This is a genomic window from Streptococcus sp. 22.1 (assembly GCF_016648645.1).
Lineage (GTDB): Bacteria > Bacillota > Bacilli > Lactobacillales > Streptococcaceae > Streptococcus.
Genome location: NZ_JACLQK010000029.1, coordinates 1 through 17,990, shown reverse-complemented (window position 1 = coordinate 17,990; position 17,990 = coordinate 1). Strand labels below are relative to the sequence as shown.

At 35.6% G+C, this 17,990-nt stretch carries 12 protein-coding genes; all 12 read right to left on the bottom strand.

Going from position 1 to position 17,990, the window contains the following annotated elements; genetic code table 11:
* A partial coding sequence (locus tag H7U04_RS10760) for a cysteine peptidase family C39 domain-containing protein (protein ID WP_260315579.1) occupies nucleotides 1-1,115 on the bottom strand: 1,115 nt, incomplete at its 3' end.
* Entirely contained in the window at nucleotides 1,093-3,927 is a 2,835-nt protein-coding gene (gene salM / locus H7U04_RS10755) for a salivaricin biosynthesis lanthionine synthetase SalM (protein WP_110981365.1), read from the bottom strand. The genes salM and H7U04_RS10760, both read right to left, overlap by 23 nt.
* A gap of 83 nt (nucleotides 3,928-4,010) precedes the next feature.
* Nucleotides 4,011-4,166 carry a type A2 lanthipeptide gene (locus H7U04_RS10750; RefSeq protein WP_002887181.1) on the bottom strand — a complete coding sequence of 52 codons (156 nt, stop codon included), beginning with the start codon at nucleotides 4,164-4,166 and terminating at the stop codon, nucleotides 4,011-4,013.
* Nucleotides 4,167-4,742: 576 nt separating this feature from the next.
* Nucleotides 4,743-10,265 (bottom strand): SNF2-related protein, encoded by a 5,523-nt coding sequence (locus H7U04_RS10745; RefSeq protein WP_110981366.1) that lies wholly within the window; start codon nucleotides 10,263-10,265, stop codon nucleotides 4,743-4,745.
* Between the two features lie 74 nt (nucleotides 10,266-10,339).
* Nucleotides 10,340-10,687 carry a hypothetical protein gene (locus tag H7U04_RS10740; RefSeq protein ID WP_110981367.1) on the bottom strand — a complete coding sequence of 116 codons (348 nt, stop codon included), beginning with the start codon at nucleotides 10,685-10,687 and terminating at the stop codon, nucleotides 10,340-10,342.
* 119 nt (nucleotides 10,688-10,806) lie between these two features.
* A complete protein-coding gene (locus H7U04_RS10735) occupies nucleotides 10,807-12,357 on the bottom strand; it encodes a PcfJ domain-containing protein (protein WP_110981368.1) in 1,551 nt (516 codons plus the stop codon).
* 58 nt (nucleotides 12,358-12,415) lie between these two features.
* Nucleotides 12,416-12,997: a Cas9 inhibitor AcrIIA9 family protein gene (locus H7U04_RS10730; RefSeq protein ID WP_110981369.1), complete on the bottom strand. Its 582-nt coding sequence runs from the start codon at nucleotides 12,995-12,997 to the stop codon at nucleotides 12,416-12,418.
* A 12-nt stretch (nucleotides 12,998-13,009) separates the two neighbouring features.
* Nucleotides 13,010-13,810, bottom strand: coding sequence for an ATPase, T2SS/T4P/T4SS family (locus H7U04_RS10725; RefSeq protein ID WP_110981370.1), 801 nt, complete (start codon nucleotides 13,808-13,810; stop codon nucleotides 13,010-13,012).
* Nucleotides 13,807-14,187 carry a helix-turn-helix domain-containing protein gene (locus H7U04_RS10720; RefSeq protein ID WP_110981371.1) on the bottom strand — a complete coding sequence of 127 codons (381 nt, stop codon included), beginning with the start codon at nucleotides 14,185-14,187 and terminating at the stop codon, nucleotides 13,807-13,809. The genes H7U04_RS10725 and H7U04_RS10720 overlap by 4 nt, the downstream gene beginning before the upstream one ends.
* Before the next feature lie 11 nt (nucleotides 14,188-14,198).
* Nucleotides 14,199-15,662 (bottom strand): hypothetical protein, encoded by a 1,464-nt coding sequence (locus H7U04_RS10715; RefSeq protein ID WP_110981372.1) that lies wholly within the window; start codon nucleotides 15,660-15,662, stop codon nucleotides 14,199-14,201.
* A 137-nt stretch (nucleotides 15,663-15,799) separates the two neighbouring features.
* Nucleotides 15,800-16,402 (bottom strand): GTP pyrophosphokinase, encoded by a 603-nt coding sequence (locus H7U04_RS10710; RefSeq protein ID WP_070578280.1) that lies wholly within the window; start codon nucleotides 16,400-16,402, stop codon nucleotides 15,800-15,802.
* A 30-nt stretch (nucleotides 16,403-16,432) separates the two neighbouring features.
* Nucleotides 16,433-17,761: a DUF3854 domain-containing protein gene (locus tag H7U04_RS10705; RefSeq protein ID WP_110981381.1), complete on the bottom strand. Its 1,329-nt coding sequence runs from the start codon at nucleotides 17,759-17,761 to the stop codon at nucleotides 16,433-16,435.
* Between the last annotated feature and the right edge of the window lie 229 nt (nucleotides 17,762-17,990).

Sequence of the window (17,990 nt, the reverse complement as noted above, 5' to 3'; positions counted from 1 at the left end):
AGAGGTGTATAAGAGAAAGCCTTAAAACTTTTCTCCCATTTTGACAAAAGTTCTTTTTCAGAATTTTTAGCTTTAAAAAGAAATAGCCCGTCCATCAGTGAAAAGAATGTTTGTAAAGAGTTCTTTTGTCTTAAAACTTCTTTACCTAACTTTTCTTGTTTAATGCTTAGTGACAGGAAAAAAATCATCATTTCTACAATAAAAACTATACCTAATATAATTCCCAAAGGTGTGGAAACATATGTGATATAACTAATACTCGCAAACATTAAGATAATATCCAACCAGATAGAAATAATTCTTTCTGATAGTAACTCCCTCACAATCATCAAACCATTATATCTATGAATGATGTCTGTTTTATCTATTTTTCCAATATATTCTATGGGAAGTTTCAATAACTTAGTCACAAACTTTTCTGAAATAGTGCTGTGAAATTTATTTTGCAATTTCACTAGGGAGATATTCTTTAGAAAATAAAATCCTCCCTGAAAAAAAATTATTATAGAAAGTAGGACGGCACTTTCTAAATAGCCAAACTTTTTAAGGAAAACCCAATTTCCATCAATAATTCCCCTTATAAAAAATGGAATTGACACTGTGATAATCTGAAAAATCAGAGTATATAGAATGGTTAAAAAAATATCCTTCCTATTTACAAATATCATTTCCTTTACGTTTCTGCCAACCAACCCTCGTTTGACTATTTTTTTTGAAGAATTAGTCACCTTATCATAAAAAAATTCGGTATAAAATTTAGGAGACAATTCAAAAAATTCATTCTTTGCTAAGACATATTTCCCAACAGCAGGGTCAACAATAGTAAAGACATCATTACGGATATCCTCTAAAATTACAAAATGCGAATCTAAAACAAATACCATGACAGGTAAGTTTTCAGGATATTTGGAAAAACGATAAGTCTTACAAGTAACTCCGTAGATAGAAGCAATATCTGAGATATTCTTTATACTCAGTCCATTTCTCCCTAAATCGACTTGTTGTTTCAAATTAAAATATGTTTCTGGAATATCAAAATAATCTAACATCATATATAAACAACATAATCCACATTCAGTAGAAGTTGTTTGTTCAATCGGTGTAATCTTTTTCATTTTCAATACTCCCTTTTGGAACATCTAATAACAATAATGATGGTACTTCATAATTGGATATATATCTAAGCAACTGATATGCTATCCCTATTTCACCAACCATCATATTAAACACTCTTGTGTGTTGTGGCAAGCCAGATTCCCAACCAAATTTTTGAGAATTACGAACAATATTAAGCAGGATACCTTCTATATCTACTTCACTTTTCAAGGAGTCATCTAAATTCATAAATAATTCCATGTTGCCCATTTTCCCGTGACAAAGGCAATCCGAATTCAAATAACCATTATTTAATACCGTTTGTTTAGCCATTTCATAATTATTTTTCAACTTTTTATCGTTTAACCATTTTGATTCTCTATATCTCGTTAATCCGATACCTGTTGCACCATGACACCAATAAATAGGTTCTGGCATTCCTAACTCTGAACGTTTTCCTTTATTTCTAAAATCAATCCAATTTCCATCAGAAATACGGGTATTTTCAAAATCAATAGCTGACTTCGCTATTTTAAAATAATTATAATTTTTATTGATTTTCCATGATAAAAGTAATGCATATGCAATTCCAGATTGTCCGTGAGATAGTCCATTTAGAATTTCTGAATCTGAAAAATCCGATACCCAATAAACCTTACCATCTTCTTTTTTTACATTATCAATAATAAATTCAGATATCCTATTAATTAAATGATATACTGTTTTATTTTGCTCTACATTATATATGTTGCATAGAACAACTAATAAACCTGACACTCCAGAAATATAATCTATATTTTGCTCCTCCAGTGACTGGCTGGAAAATTCTTTGATTATGTCTAAATATAATTTTTGGTATTGAGGTAATTTAAGTCTTCTCCACAAACTAAAGTATAGATAAATCAAACCTCCTTTTCCTAAAAAAACTGACATATCACTAGTTTCTATAAGATTCTTCGTGGTTTCCAGTGTTTTCAATATCTTATTTAATGATACTAGATATTGCTCTTCACCAAGAATTTGATAAGCATATAAATAACATAAGGCATTCCCAATCAATCCATTATATAAGGTAATGTTCTGAGGAGATATTACCCATTGTTCAGTCTCTGTAATATCAATATTGAGCCATGTCATCTCCTCCTCCGAAGAAAAACTATTCTTATTTGCATCAATAAATATCTGTCTAACGCTGTCTAAGATTTCCTCATTAAAACTTTGTTTTGAGGATATTAATGGAAAATAATAAGATTTCCCTTCTTTCCTCTCCCAATGCTTAATCGGTTTTTTCAAGACTATTCCAATCAATTCACAAGTGAACTTCATTCTTTCATCATTCAGGGTAGCTATATTATCAAATAACGAGGTTGTCTCTCCTAGATTTCCAATTACTGTTCCTAAAGAATTATATACATTTCCACTGGTATCCACTGAAAAGTAAGGAATATCACCATTCATTAAATCTTTAATTTCATTATCAACAATAAATTGTTCAATATGTTTTGACTCATATAGTATCGAAAATAAATTCTCCCTCTTTTTTTCTGAGAAAAGATATTTTGGATTCGTAGAGGCTTGCAAAAATTTTCCATAGTCGGAAGTATTTCTGAATATGGCTCTAGTTTTCAATTTCGGGAAACCTTCTAAAATTTTTTTAACCTTTGCACGTTGCGACATGAGAAATGCATAGCATGCTCTAAATCCTGCAATTACCTCATTAGCATAGTCGAGAGGTTCCACCATTTTCTCATTTAATGTTGGAATATTATAGCTATCTTCCTGAAAATAGTCAGTTTTCACTAACTTCATATCCCCACGATTTTTATTTATCAGTTCATACTTCCCCTTTTTTCTTTTTCCACCTTTTCCACTTATTCCAGAAATGTTAGGAGCGCTGTTTTTCTCAAATTGTACAGGAAATAAACCATTTGAAAGTGATGTCTCATAAATTCTCTGATAAGTATCAACAGTAATCCCTTCAAAATTATTAGTTTGTACATTCAACTTTCTTTGAAAAAATGTTTCAACATCAATTAAATATAAATCTCCGCCTGAAACAATCACATTTTCCATATGTAAGTCCGTAATGGAAAAAATTTCAGAAAATGCTGCTAAAACACCATACTTAAGGTATATTCTCTTTACTTCATCATTATTAGAATTTATATAATCCACACCGAGTTGCCAACAATAATCCGCTTTAATTAAGCTTTCAGGAAGACTGAAAGAGGGTATATTATTAGATTTCAATAAACTAATAAGTTCTAACAAAATGTTGTATGAATCATAACTTTTAGGCTTGTAGTAAATGGATTTCTCTTTAAATTCAATCTTAACAACTGTTTGTTTTTGGGAATGACTATCTCCAAGTGAAAACTCAACATTACTTAGGGGTTCAGTAATATTAAAACACGATCTTAACTCAGACAAGTCTTTTAAAAATCTATCAAATAGTAAAGAATATGATTCTTCTATTAATCTGACTTCTCTATTGATTTGTTTTAACAAATACGGATACCTATCAAAAAAATTATTTATTCCATTTTCTTCCTTTATTTGCTGTATATATTGCTCATACGCCTCTGACTTATTTCCAATTTCCTTGGAAAAATTATTTATATCTAAAACTAGCGTTTTCATTGAAAGGAACATTACGGTTTCAAATAACTGATTTTCAAACTCACTATAAAATAACTTATGTGTCGTTTTCCTCAATAAATAAATATTTTCACTAATAGAAGTATCTAGTATGTCGTAATTAAAAATTGAGTTAAAGTATTCGTAAAACTGATGTTGTTGGTATTCTGACTTTAATTCATCTCTTTTTATCATATTTATCCTACCATTACTCAAAAATCCTGCCTAGACTAAGTCTAAACAGGAAATTTTTAGTCCACTTATCAAGATTGTTTTGATTAACAACAAACGAATACTGAGTTTGGACAGTCATCAGTAATAGTTGCAAACCAACCTGTACCTCTTTTACCACCAGCTACTTCCATAAGTTCTTTTTCAGAAACTTCTTCGATAGCATTGTTCAAAATATCTTTTGAGTTTTTCATGGCAATCATTCTCCCTTCTGTTAGTATGTAGTAAATATTTTCTACGCTCTTATTGTAAACAATATATCTTTATTTTTAGTGAGTAAAAAGTGCAAATATTGTTTTTTTATATTTCTTTTTTATTAGTATTTTTAAAATGTTAAATAAAATATCGCTTTATAAAAAGCAATCTCTCAAATTTCATTTTTTGTAGCTATTTTACAATCCAATACCTTCTTATTATAAAATTAATCCCTTAAATTCAGACTAGGTGACTTAAAAAAGAGAAACACTCAAAATAGTGTTTGTCTACTGTCTAAATTTTCTAGCTCTTATTCTTGTTTCTTGCCGAGAGGTTTGAGTATGAAAAAACAATTTAACTTATACATACTTCTTTTTGAGGTAATTATTATAATATTTTCATCACTACCTTTTTTATAAACTTTATTCAAAAGGAGGCATTCTGACCCCTTTTGAACATAAAGAAAATTTCTAACCAAATATTGAACAGACGGCTATTCCAAATATCTGAAACATTTCAATTTATGACAATCAATAATAAAAAAGGATAACATCTCCTCAAGAAGATATTATCCTTTTTTGTGATTAAACGAAGTCAAATAGTGAAATTTCTTCGTAGACTTCTACTTCTGCTTCTACTACCTCATTAACAGATGAGGTTTCATAAACTAATTCTGTAGATACATTGTCATTATGTTCTTCAGTCATGCCAAAGAGTTCAGAAATACTTTCTAGGAAGTCATCAGCCATATCAAGAACTTCTTGTGAAACAACGACATGAGTCGTTTCTTCAACGATTTCTTGAACAACTACTACTTCTTCCTCAAAGCCAGTTTCTGCTTCATCTACTGACTCAGCAATAACTTCAACAAGTTCGCTTTCTTCATCAGAATCATAGCTAGCACTATATTCCTCCGTGATTGAGCTAACTTTTACATCAGAGTCCTCATCCATTTCTGGATGGTCTGCCTTATACTGCAATTCAAAAGCATTGATTGCTTCTTCAATTTGTTCTACAGTAGGCTTCTTAGACTCGTCCTCGACTTCGATAAGAGGATTAACAATGGCACGTTTAGCTGATACATAGTCGAGACGAGCTTGGTCCGCAAAAACATCTGCAGCTTCTCCTCGATTAATAGTATCTGCACAACGGTCAATGTTTTCCTGCAAGAGTTTGGCTTGTTTATCCATACCATCAATAACATTGTTGATACGTTGGATAGTCCCAATACCACTCGCAAAGTCTAGACGAACGGCATAGCTGTTTTGACCAATAATATGTAGGTCAAGCATGCGTTCTGGTTGCCAAGGTGATTTTTGCTCCAACGCACGAAGGACAAAACCACGATAATGAGCAAGGGTTGTCATTTTCATATGGAGTGGATCAGAGGCAACATTCATCTGCATAGCATAGTTCAGTTGATTTCCTGCAACATCTTTCTTAGTTGCTTCGTATCCATCTGGTTCAAATGTCATAACAAATGGGTTATGCTCAACCTCATATTTCTTACCATCTTCTTTTTCAACCACTTCTTTCCAAGGTCTTGTCTTTTCTGCAAGCTCTTTATCCTGGACTAATAGAGAAAGTTTCTTCTCGTAATTTTCCTTATCTTTAAGGGCTTGCTTAATACGTTTTTGAGACAAAGCAATATCACGTTTCCAAGCCTTACGACGATTAGACAACAACTCAAATTCGTTATCAAGTTCCATCTTAAGTTTAAGATATGGATTGCCTGTCGCAATGGCTTTAAATTCAGAGGCTGAGAGTGTTTGCTCGTCAATATCCTCTGAAGCTCGCATCGGTGTACGACTGGTCATGATTTGCGTAATATAACGAAGCTTTGTTTCTTGAATCTGCCAAAGGTAGTTATCAAAACTTCCTTTAGTGATATAGTGGAAAATATTTACCTTACGGTATATATTTCCTTGACGAACCAAGCGTCCATTACGTTGGATAATATCAGACGGCTTCCAAGGAACATCGAGATGATGAACGGCTTTCATACGACGTTGGACGTTAAGACCGGTTCCCCCTTTTTCCGTTGAGGCCATGAGAATACGAATCTCACCAGCATTCATTTGACGTTGAAGTTGGAGCTTAGCCTTTTTGTTAGCAGCATCGTGAATAAAAGCAATCTCTTCTTCTGGAATCCCACGTTCAACAAGCAAATCTTTCAACTCTTGGTAAACAGAGAATCCTTTGCCATTAGGAGTTCCAAGGTCAGAAAAAATCATCTGTGTCCCTTTATGCTTAGCTTCCATGTGATAAATCTTATCCACTCGCTCAACCACTTGCATGAGTTTATCTGCATCAGCTCTTACATAGAGCTCTGCATCAAGCAAACGCATATCTAAAGCCAACTTTCTGGCTTCACTAGTGATTTTGAGCATATTATCTTCACTAGGATCCACACTCCCATTTTTAACTCGGTCTGAGCGTTCTACAAGCTCGTCCAAATAAACTTTTTGGTTCTCAGTCAACTGACTTTCAACCGCTACCTTTTCTACCATTGGAACTGGAAGATTAAGGTCTTCAGTCATTTGGATATCTGCAGTCTGACGATAAATCGCCATCAGCTCAGGAAGATTCATAAATTTAGCAAAGCGTTTACGTGAAATGTACTTATCTCCGGTTGGATTAAGCTCGAGACTATTCTCAACAATCCCAAAGGCACCAACCCAAGCATCAAAGAAACTGACACCGAAATGTTCCATGACATCTGGTTGAAGATAATTCATCATCGTATACATTTCGCTAATTGAGTTGGAAACTGGTGTTCCAGTCGCAAAGACAACGTGACGTGTATCATGCTCTTCTTGAAGCACGCGCACCTTCATTTCCATATCCATATTCTTTTTTGAGGTACGGTTGGTAATACCAGCAACGTTCCCCAAACGTGTCATAGGACGGACATTTTTGTACCCGTGGGCTTCATCAACAAAGAGCATATCAATACCAAGGCTCTCAAAGTTGATAAACTCATCAATACCAGTCTTATTTTCAAGCAACGTCTCTAGGCTTGCCTCAAGACTTCTACGCATAGATTGTGCTTGCTTAAAAGTAATTTTGTCGTCATTAGCTTTTGCGTAACTAATGATTTCATCAAGCTCATCAATCTTTTCAGAAATAAAGGCTTGTTCACGTTCTTGTGAGACACGAACTTTCTCAAATTGAGAATGCCCAATCACAATACCATCATAGTCGCTCGTTAGAATACGAGAAACGAACAAGCGACGGCGTGACTTTTCAAAGTCCTGCTCAGTCGTAACAAACACTTTCTTGGTAGGGTAGAAACGCATAATTTCTTGACCAAATTGTGCTGTTAGACTAGATGGAACCACAAACAATGGTTTATGAATAAGCCCAAGCTCTTTCATCTTGAAAGCTGCTGAAATCATGGTTAGTGTCTTACCAGTACCCACTTCGTGAGCAAGCAGTGCACGTCTCTCTTCAAGAATACGTTGTACGGCATTCTTTTGGTGAGGGCGAAGCTCTACTCCTTTAGCCAACCCATCAAATTCCAAGAGACTTCCGTCATATTGACGTGTCACATAGCGATTAAAGACTTCATTATAGGTATCCTCAATCACTTCTTGGACTGTTGGATTTTCATGAATAAAGTTCTTAAAGCTTTCTTGTAGAACACGTTCACACTCACGTAGGTTTGCTGTAGCCACTTCATCAACCTTACGTATAGGGTTTTCAGTCGTACCAAAGTTACGCATGATTGTTGGTTGATTACTTGTAAGCAAGTGAGCCACAATATCTGTTGCGTGTGAGTAGCTTTTATTGTACTCATCACGTAGACCTAAACGCAGGTTAGATTGACGACTCATATAGCAGTTTAACAAGCGTTCGTTGAAACCTCGTCCGATTCTGGATTTCACTAATAGTGATTTAGCTTCTTCAAAGTGGAGACCAACCTTTTCATCCAACAATTCATTAAACACCCATTGAGAAACGACGTTACTAGGAATCCAGCTAGAACCAATGCTGAAATCAATATCAGATAAGACAACTGGTTCTGGTACAACAGATAAAATCAATTCCAAATAACGTTCCCAATCCGCTTGTGTATCTCCGTCTTCAATGAGAGAGTTAATGCAATCACGTTTAGCAAGAACATCACCTGAAAGGAATTTATCCTTAGTAACATAGTGTACAGTCTTATCATCAATATAGCGTTCCACATCAATCATCACTGTCTCACCCAGTTCTGAAATCATCATATCTTCTGAAACATCTGGATAGACAGAACTCATGAGGTTCAAATCAACGCCACGACCTTCTGAAAGCGACACATTCAAGGCTTCTACTGCTGACATCACTTGATGGAGGTGTTTTTTAGGACGAATAGTTGGCTTTTTAAAAGCATCTGACTTCACAAAAACTACCTTTGAGCTGTCATTCTCGTCCAACTCCTCTAATTCAAGACTAGCGATAAGAGGATAACGATCATCTCGGTCAAAGAGGCGAGCATTCACCGCTTGATTGATATAACCATACTTCTTCTTGAAAGTATCGTAGGCTTGATTAAGTGTTGCAAGCAGTTGTTTGAATTTTCCTTCATCATAGTCTATCGTCATTTGAATATCTATAATGGCTTGATACGCATTTTTGATAGCAACCATGCCACGAATACGCTTGTTTTCTGTATCCGTAAGGGGTGTTTCATAGAAATAAATACCTTTGTAAAGCCCTTTACTTTTAGCTGCTTTAGAAGGTGTTTGACTTACCCATGTATTCGTAACAATATTAGGGTCTACTTCTACTGCTGCTTCAAAGTCTAAAATGGCTTCTTCTTTGTATTTATCATCATATTTTACGAACTGTCCTTGTTCGTCTTGATAAAAAATCATTTCAGCTGCGCGTGAGCTAGGACGGATAGACGTGTTATCACGATAATAGACACGCCCATTTTTATCACAAGCATACTCGTTCAATCGAATATCAAGTGAAGCAAGTAAGTCTTGGTCAAGATGATTCACTTCTTCTTTAAGGATAATATCACGAGGTTCTAGTCTCTCCACTTCGAAAGGCACTGTTACTTTTGATAGTGCTTCTTGAAGTTCTGAAGCTAAGTCAAAAGAGCTATCTACCACAAGATCCAGTGTTCCACCATTGAAATTACGTACCTGATAATCACCTAGGACACAAGGATTTTTACAAATAGCATCCTGGAAGAAATAGGGATTGAGTGAGACACGTTTATCAAAAGGGAGTTTATTTCTATCTGAAGACCAGAAGTCGATATTATTATCGGGAACAGGGATAAAAGCTCCTTTTTGGAAAAATAGGATATCTGTTACCACTCGTGTTCCAGCATCTTTAAAAGCAGTATTTGGTAAGCGGACACCACCTAAAAACTGAGTTCCGCTACGACGGAGTTCTGGCAGAATTGAACCAGCACTCTTATCTGCAGTACCAGTTGAAGTGATAGCTGCAACCATCCCATGATAGGGTACCAAATCGATAGCTTTCTTAAAGAAGTAATCATGAATACGATAAGGTTTATTATCATAAGCCTTATCGACAATGCGAACATCCGCAAACGGAACATTCGTAATGACCAAGTCAAATGGTGTCCCTTCAAAGTTTACTGTTTCAAATCCTTGGACTAAAACAGTAGCATCTTGATGAAGGTGTTTAGCAATAGCACCTGTAATGGTATCAAGTTCAATTCCATAAAGAGTAGAATTCTTCTTGATATCCTCTGGCATTGTTTCAAAGAAGATACCAGTACCCATTGATGGATCAAGAATATTACCTCCTTTAAAACCACTTTCTACAATCTTATCCCACATTGCAGTAGCAATCTCTGGACTTGTGTAGTAAGCCGTAAGGGAGCTCATTTCCATCGCACGATATTCTTCTTTAGTGACAAGACTTTTTAGCTCATCACGTTCTTTTGCAAAACGATTAATCTTACTATCAAAGAAATCGTTAGCTAGTCCTCCCCAACCAACATAGTTAGAGAGAATTTCTTGTTCGGCACTGTCAGCTAGACGGTTATCTGCTTCTAGTGCTTTCACAAGTTTAATGGCAGAAAGGTTAGCTTGAACCTTTTCTACTTTAGTCATTGTTTTATTTTGTTTTTGTTCTTCCATTGTTGTTCTTTCTCCTTAAAACTAAAAAAGACCTGGTGTAATACCAAGTCTTTCTTTTTCGTTAAAGTAATTGTTTATCGTCTTCCTAAGTTAGGATGATGGTCTTCTAAAACAAACGTTTCATCGTTGAGTTCTGGTATTGATATCCAATAAAAATCATCGGTATCAAAACCGTGTGTCATGGCAATTTCATGCCAGACATCTGGAGCTTTATAAGTATAGCCTAAAAGCTCTTTTCGATTTTTTCGCCCAAAATCAATTTGACGCCCTTTTAGAAAGTCTACCATACGTTCATAAGTGAATTCTGTATTTAACAGATAATCATCTTTTCTTACAAACGTTTCTATAGTCTCACTAACCGTATCAACTAGGTATTTCCCAATCATCCTTTTGTTGTTATATATAATAATAGTCAATTTCATAACTTTTATTGTCCTCCCAGCATTTTACTAGAGAATACATCTAATGTTTTCTTTAGTATAGCACAGAAAAATCGAGATTGACTAATAACCTATTGACGATTCTAGCTTTCTCCTTTTATCTAAAACTGAATTTTAAGCTTTCCACAATGGGCTAAAAATTGTTCTGCTTCTTTCTTAGCCTCTTCATCTGCAGCTTTGTTCCGTTCTCCTCTCAGTTGAATAATCCTATTATTTTTCAATTCTAGGGTATAAAGAGGAGTTTCTCTGTCAGTTTTATCACGTACGAAGACAATAATAGAGGAACCGTAGACAAAGTGTTCCTTTGTATACCTTCCAACACAGTGATGTAGGTGTTTCCCCTCTCTGACAATTTCACTTTCATTTTTAGGAAAAATAAATGCATACTTGTCAAATGTTGTCTGAGCCTTCATCATGTTTGCCAAGCGTTCAGCTGTTACAATTCTCAACTTCACCTCTTTCTTTTCTTCCTCACATCGTCTTTTCTCCGCTCTCAAATTACTTACGGCATTAGTTACACGTAAATGAGTCCCACGTTCTAGTTGATTCTCGAGAAGAACCGAATAATTTTCGACAATCTCTGTATGTTTGTTTTCCCAATTTTTAGGTATAACTACATAATCTCCATCAAATGGAATTCCCAGAGCTTCTACCATTTCTCGATAGTCCTCATAATCACGAAGACAGATCTCATTTTTTATCATCCAGTTAATGAAACGAATTGGTTTCACCGTGGATGGTAAGATACTATTTAAACGCTTAATTAGTGGCATCCTGTTAGGAACCATAGCATTTATAAGTAACTCGTATAAACCCTCGAACGTTCGACCATATTGTCTACGCATATCTTCCTCGAAAAATGCCTTTTCGACATTCATATCCGTATTTTTTAAATACTGTTTATTCCTTTTGAGGAAGTTCATGGTAACCTTACCCATATTTGCATGCTTATGTCCAAGACTACATGAGTAATAAGAACTATAAAACGTAGTACCTACCAATTCTTTGACTACTCCACGCGCCTTTATTTTTTGAGCGAATTCAATACGTTCTCGATATTTATAGATATGAGGTAGCACTGAGCTTATCTCAAAATTATCTTTAATCACGTGTCCAAAATCTAAATATCTCAACTCAGATTTTGTTTGTAACTTCTGAATAAGACTTTCCATACTACCATAAAGCGTATAGACACTAAATGCACCAGAGCCAAAAAAGAGAGCATTTCTCTGATTTTGGAATCCAGTACTATAGATTTCTTTACCTTTTTTAGCTGAAAGATATGGATCCCAGTGTGCTTTTACCATCTTATTGTTGGCAAGCTGATAAAAGTTATAAAGGCTTACGTCAAACTTTTCTTTTCCTTCTTCAAATGATTGAGTCACTGCATACATTTGCATTTCAATGCGTTTCTTTGTGGCTCCCATCCAGACATAGTAAAAAGTATCACCTACAAAGGTTAAACGGCTGTTAAGTGATAAGCGTTTTGTAACCTTTTCCGAGAATTTTTTTCGGTCTGAAGAAATAATTGTCCTAGACTTATTAGTCCATTCATAGATAGGAAAATCATTTTTCGCCCACTTAAAGAATCCATTAGGAACTTTTAGACGATTCTCAACGATTTCTTGAATACTCTTATTTGCTTTTGCCATTGTTTTTCTCCTTAATCATAAAAAAATGGCCCTAGGACCATTTTTTCTTTCCTTGTTGTTAAAATTCCCCTTCTTCAACAGATAAATCTGAAAAAAGATCTAACTGTTTCCCAACCTCTTTAGGCATTTTCTTTGTTTTTGGGCTCTTTTTAGGTTTCTTAGTTGGTTCCTTGCTATCAGCAGTCATTTCACCTACTACTGATTTAGTCTCAACTTTAGGGGGGTTCTTTTTAGTTTCTGTTTTAGTTAGGCTCTTATTCTGTTTCTTTTTTGGCTTCTTAGTTGGTTGCTTGGTTGATTTCTTACTACCAGTAGCCATTCTACCAAAAACAGAACCTATTTCTACTTCTTCTGCAGTAAAATACTCCTTAACCCAAGAAAAGACCGTATCATAATCAACTATGGCCCCTTGACCATTTTTATAGTCAGATTTACTGGCTTTTCTGATACAGTAACGCATAGCATCCTTAATCGTACGATCAAGGTGTGTTAGGATTCCAGCAATCAGCTCATCATCCTCTTGATGATCAACTATCCAATTATGAATAGCATCCTCAGTCGGTGTGTGAGCCTCCGCCATTTCATCATCAAAATGGCTTACTGCCATGAAGCGGTCAAAGTCATTAATTTCCATAGTCATTGTTTTTCTCCTCTATTTAAAAAAAGCTACGTTTCGTTTCCCATCTTGTCCTTGTTTCATTTCTAAAACATCATGTGGGATTGAAAAGTCATCTTGATAGGCTGTTGTAACGACACTTAATCCTGCAGAAACAGCCTTAAGTACTGCTTCTACTTCTTCTTGTGTATTAGCTTCACCAATAAACAAGACATTAGGATTAAAACGTGGAACAAAAGTGACCAGAGCATCATAGTCCATACGGTTAACCTCATTGACTTGTAGCTGACAAAAAGATACATCCTTAATTTCGACATGTCTTTCAATTGTCATCACTTGCCCTTCTTTAAAAGCTTCAGCAAGTAACAAGTAGGCTAAAGTCGTTTTACCAACACCTGCACGACCAGTAATGACGTGCAAGCCTGGAATGCGTACTTGTTCAAGTACGTTTTCCAAGCTACTATCAAAATCAAAGTCACGCAAAGAAACTCGATGCTCATCCGAATTGATACAATCTAATAGTCGTATAGCCATCGTTTCTAGGCCTCGAAAATCGCCTACCGTGGATATCCTGATGGTGATAACTCTACCATCATCCAACGGATAGTCACAAGTACCTAATTGGCTACGACGTTTTGAGATTTCAATCATATTAGCCATGACTTTTATATGTTTAAAAAGAACATCCGCATCTTCTGATGAAATGTGGTCATAGACCTGTTTTACATCAGCTTTCCTAAATGCTACCTCGTATTCTTCACCATGTGGGAAGAAGGTAATATCTTGGATACTATTATCGATAGCTTCTTTCATAGCCTGTTTAATGTAAGTAATCATTGTTTTTCTCCTTTTTCTGTTTCTAGTAACAGCTTTAACTCTGCAGCTTCTTTCTGCAATTCACGAATCGTACTCAACAACTCGTAACGTTTGGAAAGAACCTTATCTCTATCAAGAATTGTAGTTTTATTGATAAGGTCAACCTTATCAATTTTATACAGTTTACAGAGCATCGAAAATTGCGGTTCTTTAGGAATAGACCGTCCTTTTTCATAATTATTGACAGTTCCCTTAAAAACCCCAATTCTATTTGCAACGTCTTGTAGAGATAGAGGTCTATCTAATCCTTTCCTAGCTGTTTCTAGTATTGAACCTAATGCCACTCTATCTAATGTGTAATAAGGTTCCAAATACTTTTTGACCGTCATCTCAGTCATTTTTTCTCCTCTCAGAACTCAAACAAGCTTAACTGTTCTCCTTCAGTTGTTGGTTTATCTTCAAGTGGCTTTCGACAAGCTACTAGTGTTTTTGGCTCCTTCTCGACCTTATAAATAGGTTGCATTGCACGATAGTTCTCAAAGAACGTGTCAAAAAATGCAAACAAAAGGTGTCGACATTGCCTTAAAGCCCTATACTCTAGTCGAGTATAGTAAGTTGCTTCATCAGATAGCAATTCTGAATCCTTGGTATAAGTTTCAAAAACCCACCATTCAAAGCCACGTGCAAACACTTCTGTTGGTGTCAAATAATAGTCCAACTTCTTCTTAATGTGAACAGCTTGAGCTAAATCCGTTCTGGTTTCCTCAGCTATTTGAATAAGTTTCAGCAAGCTAGCCTTGTAGATATATCGAATATCTTTAAAGCTATGTGACGTAGAACTAATGATCCCAGCTTTATCATACGTATAGTCTAAATAATGTCCATACTCATGTATGAATGATGAGGAATCTCTTACATCTACTGCCATGATATTTAACCCTGGTACATAAAGTCCGCTTGCTTTATGTTTTCCTAGCTTTCGGAATTTGAGTTCTGGTTCTACAGTCGAATGTGGTAAGTGATTACACAACTTCTCCCATTCGTTCTCTAAAACTTTAAATTTCTCCTTGTCAAAATCACTACCTCGATAGCGCTCAGTATCAACTTCGACTTTTGAAAACCCTAAATCAAGAAATGACGTGTTACTGTTCATTTCATAATCTTGAAAGATTTTATCCTCACGCACACTGGCTATCGTCTTAGTGGACTGATTAACATATTGTGCATTAAGGTTAGCTGCAAGAGCATCTTCATACTCTCTTTTAAGAACGTTAGCTATCTTTTGGATATTTCCATAATAACTACATTCCTTGTAGATACCTTCACTATGGATAGACATCAATTCAAGAAAGCTAAAAGATACTAGTCCATACCTTGTTTGTGAATTTCTCTCTCTCCAAAAACTTAGGTTTTTCTTCAAAGGTACTCTAACCTTTGAATCGTCGACAATGAGAAGATACAAAGTGCGTTTGGTATCTTCTGCACTTTTAGTAGCAGGTAATCTACTCCCATGGAGTGTGAGAAGAATCTGTTCACCGAAAAGGTGTTCTTGATTTTCTTCATCTCTCAAACTCATACCTTCGAACAGTCTTTTTAACTTATTCGAAAAGTGAGCTTGATCATAACCAATGGTTTCAATATCAGCCATAATGTCTTTGACTTTATAGGCTGTATAGACATTATCCTGTCCGAACACTTCTACAGCTAGTGCTCCGACTTCTTGAGATAAAAGTTCATGACAGTGATATCTGCGAATATTCGCATAATAATTGCAAAATTTCCTCACGATATCGCAAGCTTTATCAGTCTCTTTTATCTTGGGAAAAGTGACTTTTTTAGTCGCTTGTTGTGCTACTGCTAGTAAATTTGCCATTGTTTTTCTCCTTAATAGCAAAAAGGAAGGTAAAGCTTAAAGCTACTACCTTCCTCTTTCTCTTATATGTACTATGTACGATACACTATAGACTATACATAGTATGATATACAATTTATTGCGTAAAAAAAGGAAACCTAATTATTGTTATCAAGTTTCCTTGCAAAATCTCGTTTATGTCTTTTGTGACTCTCGATATTTCGAGAAATATCATTCTTATCCCAGATTTGTAATTCCCAAGGATAATAGAAATTACTTCTGTTTTTAAAGTAGACATGGATGCCAGTATAGTCTTCAGTATCTTTTAAATACCAATTTTTTAGTCCGTATTCTTCCTTCCAATCATCTAAACGATTCATCACTTCAGTAATGACAGATGTTGGCAAAATGACACGTGCTCCAAAAATATCATTTAAAACCGAATTTACTGGATATCCTTCTGGTCTTTTAGTAAAACGCTCAATCTTGTCTAAAATAGATTCAGATGTCTTCACTCGATAGAAGTAACTAATATCGCTGACATCTGCTACCATTAAATAATCGTTGATAGATTCGTGTAGATTCAAACGATATTTTAGAATCTCATCAACCGGTACCTTCGCAAAAGTGTGCTTAAGATTAACTTTAGCAATTTTACCACTTTCAAAATACTCCTCTGAGTACTTTTTATGAATGGTGTTGATTTCAAAGATTAGTCGCTCTACTTTCTTGATATCTGTCACAAGCTCATACTTCTCCATATTTTTTCTCCATTATACCATACCTGGCTATTATAAGTTATAAGTTTTGAACCTGATCTTTTCTTCTGGTGAAGCTTTCAAAAGGAAATCATCAATTCCCTTTTCGCGAGGCCAGATTAGAGCACGAACCGTACAAGACTGTTTAGTAACTAGATCTTGAACCATGTCATACATACGTTCAAATACCGAGTCATTATCCTCAAAGTCTTGGTCAAATGCAAGATAAATTGGTTTAACCTTTTTGAGTTCAGTCTTTCCGATAAAGTCCGAGATAGGACGCCATGCTGCTACTCCTGCCATAGAGATAACACAGATACTGCCCAGTTGAGAAAGACGAGTGTTTTTCGCAACTGATGCGGTGATGTCCCCCTTAAGCAGACCTTCCGTAACTAGAAGATTATCAACCTTACTCATAAGATTGACTTTTGCCTTACCTTCTTCAGAAAAGCGTGCTTGTTCTAAAACTTCATCAGAATAAGCAAAATGGGGAAAGGACTTAGCACTCGTTCCTTCTGGTTTATATGCTGACGAAACAAAGACATATTTTTGCCCTTTTTTAAATGTCAACTCAAGTCCAGAACGAAGTTTAACACTAGTTTCCTTAGTTGTCCCACTTGCTAGTTCGTGTGATGAACCTTTAGCAAACACATACCAATCGAAACTTCCGTCGTCATTTTGAAAGACCTTAGCAGTACGTGCATTTCGTCCCTCTTGAAAGGCTTCGTTTACTTTGGCTTGATAACTAACGTTATCAAGACGTACTTGAAAACCTACAATTTGTCCCCAAGAATTGCGACATGGAATTAGAATTCCATCTTTTGATTCAAAAATAGGACATTTTGCGTTTTCATTCCAGTAGAAGCCAGGCACTCCACGCCATGCATCTTTAGGAAGACCATTTGCAACAAAGAGCTTTTCCCAAATAGTTGCTGGATGAGATACTGTTGTATCAACCTGTTTCTGGCGTGTTTGCTTTGTTGATGAAGCATAGCCACGCAGTGCAATAGTTTCAACAGAAAGACCTCGTTCTGCACTTGTTAAGTGCTTAACATGGTTCTTAGTCAATCCCAACACATCAATCACAAGAGAATTTACCTTGTGAAGTGTTGAGATACTTGCTAAAGGCTGACTTTTCCAACTAGGTTCAAAAGTCACGTTTTTAGCTTTTTGGGGATCCAAATCATAAATAGTCCCAGCACTACCAAATTGTGGTTTGTCTGGGTCTATTTTTCTTGCACAAACTGCCTTTGACTGATCTGCGAAGACTAGACACCAATCTGGTTTTCCACAAATAGGACAAGGGTAATCACGTCCTACACGAATTAATTCTTGATTTCCAATTGTGATTAATTTAGTCATTTTTTCTCCTTTAAATAATTGTTGTTGTAAAGTTACCTTGGAAAGCCTCGAATACCTATTCGTAGCCTTTCCTCCGCCTGCCGACAAATTGGAGTTGGGAACACCTGTTCCTCACCTCTAATCATCGAGATGTAGCCTTTCTTTTTGTCCAACTACCCAAACTCAAAACAAAAAAAGCATAACAAAGAAGCCGGCAAGCCTTGTCTCAAAAAACAAGGATGCGCGTGCC

Excerpts from the sequence above, each read along its gene's own strand:
- salM (WP_110981365.1), bottom strand. The coding sequence starts at position 3,927 with ATGATAAAAAGAGATGAATTAAAGTCAGAATACCAACAACATCAGTTT.
- H7U04_RS10750 (WP_002887181.1), bottom strand. The coding sequence starts at position 4,166 with ATGATTGCCATGAAAAACTCAAAAGATATTTTGAACAATGCTATCGAA.
- H7U04_RS10745 (WP_110981366.1), bottom strand. The coding sequence starts at position 10,265 with ATGGAAGAACAAAAACAAAATAAAACAATGACTAAAGTAGAAAAGGTT.
- H7U04_RS10740 (WP_110981367.1), bottom strand. The coding sequence starts at position 10,687 with ATGAAATTGACTATTATTATATATAACAACAAAAGGATGATTGGGAAA.
- H7U04_RS10735 (WP_110981368.1), bottom strand. The coding sequence starts at position 12,357 with ATGGCAAAAGCAAATAAGAGTATTCAAGAAATCGTTGAGAATCGTCTA.
- H7U04_RS10730 (WP_110981369.1), bottom strand. The coding sequence starts at position 12,997 with ATGACTATGGAAATTAATGACTTTGACCGCTTCATGGCAGTAAGCCAT.
- H7U04_RS10725 (WP_110981370.1), bottom strand. The coding sequence starts at position 13,810 with ATGATTACTTACATTAAACAGGCTATGAAAGAAGCTATCGATAATAGT.
- H7U04_RS10720 (WP_110981371.1), bottom strand. The coding sequence starts at position 14,187 with ATGACTGAGATGACGGTCAAAAAGTATTTGGAACCTTATTACACATTA.
- H7U04_RS10715 (WP_110981372.1), bottom strand. The coding sequence starts at position 15,662 with ATGGCAAATTTACTAGCAGTAGCACAACAAGCGACTAAAAAAGTCACT.
- H7U04_RS10710 (WP_070578280.1), bottom strand. The coding sequence starts at position 16,402 with ATGGAGAAGTATGAGCTTGTGACAGATATCAAGAAAGTAGAGCGACTA.
- H7U04_RS10705 (WP_110981381.1), bottom strand. The coding sequence starts at position 17,761 with ATGACTAAATTAATCACAATTGGAAATCAAGAATTAATTCGTGTAGGA.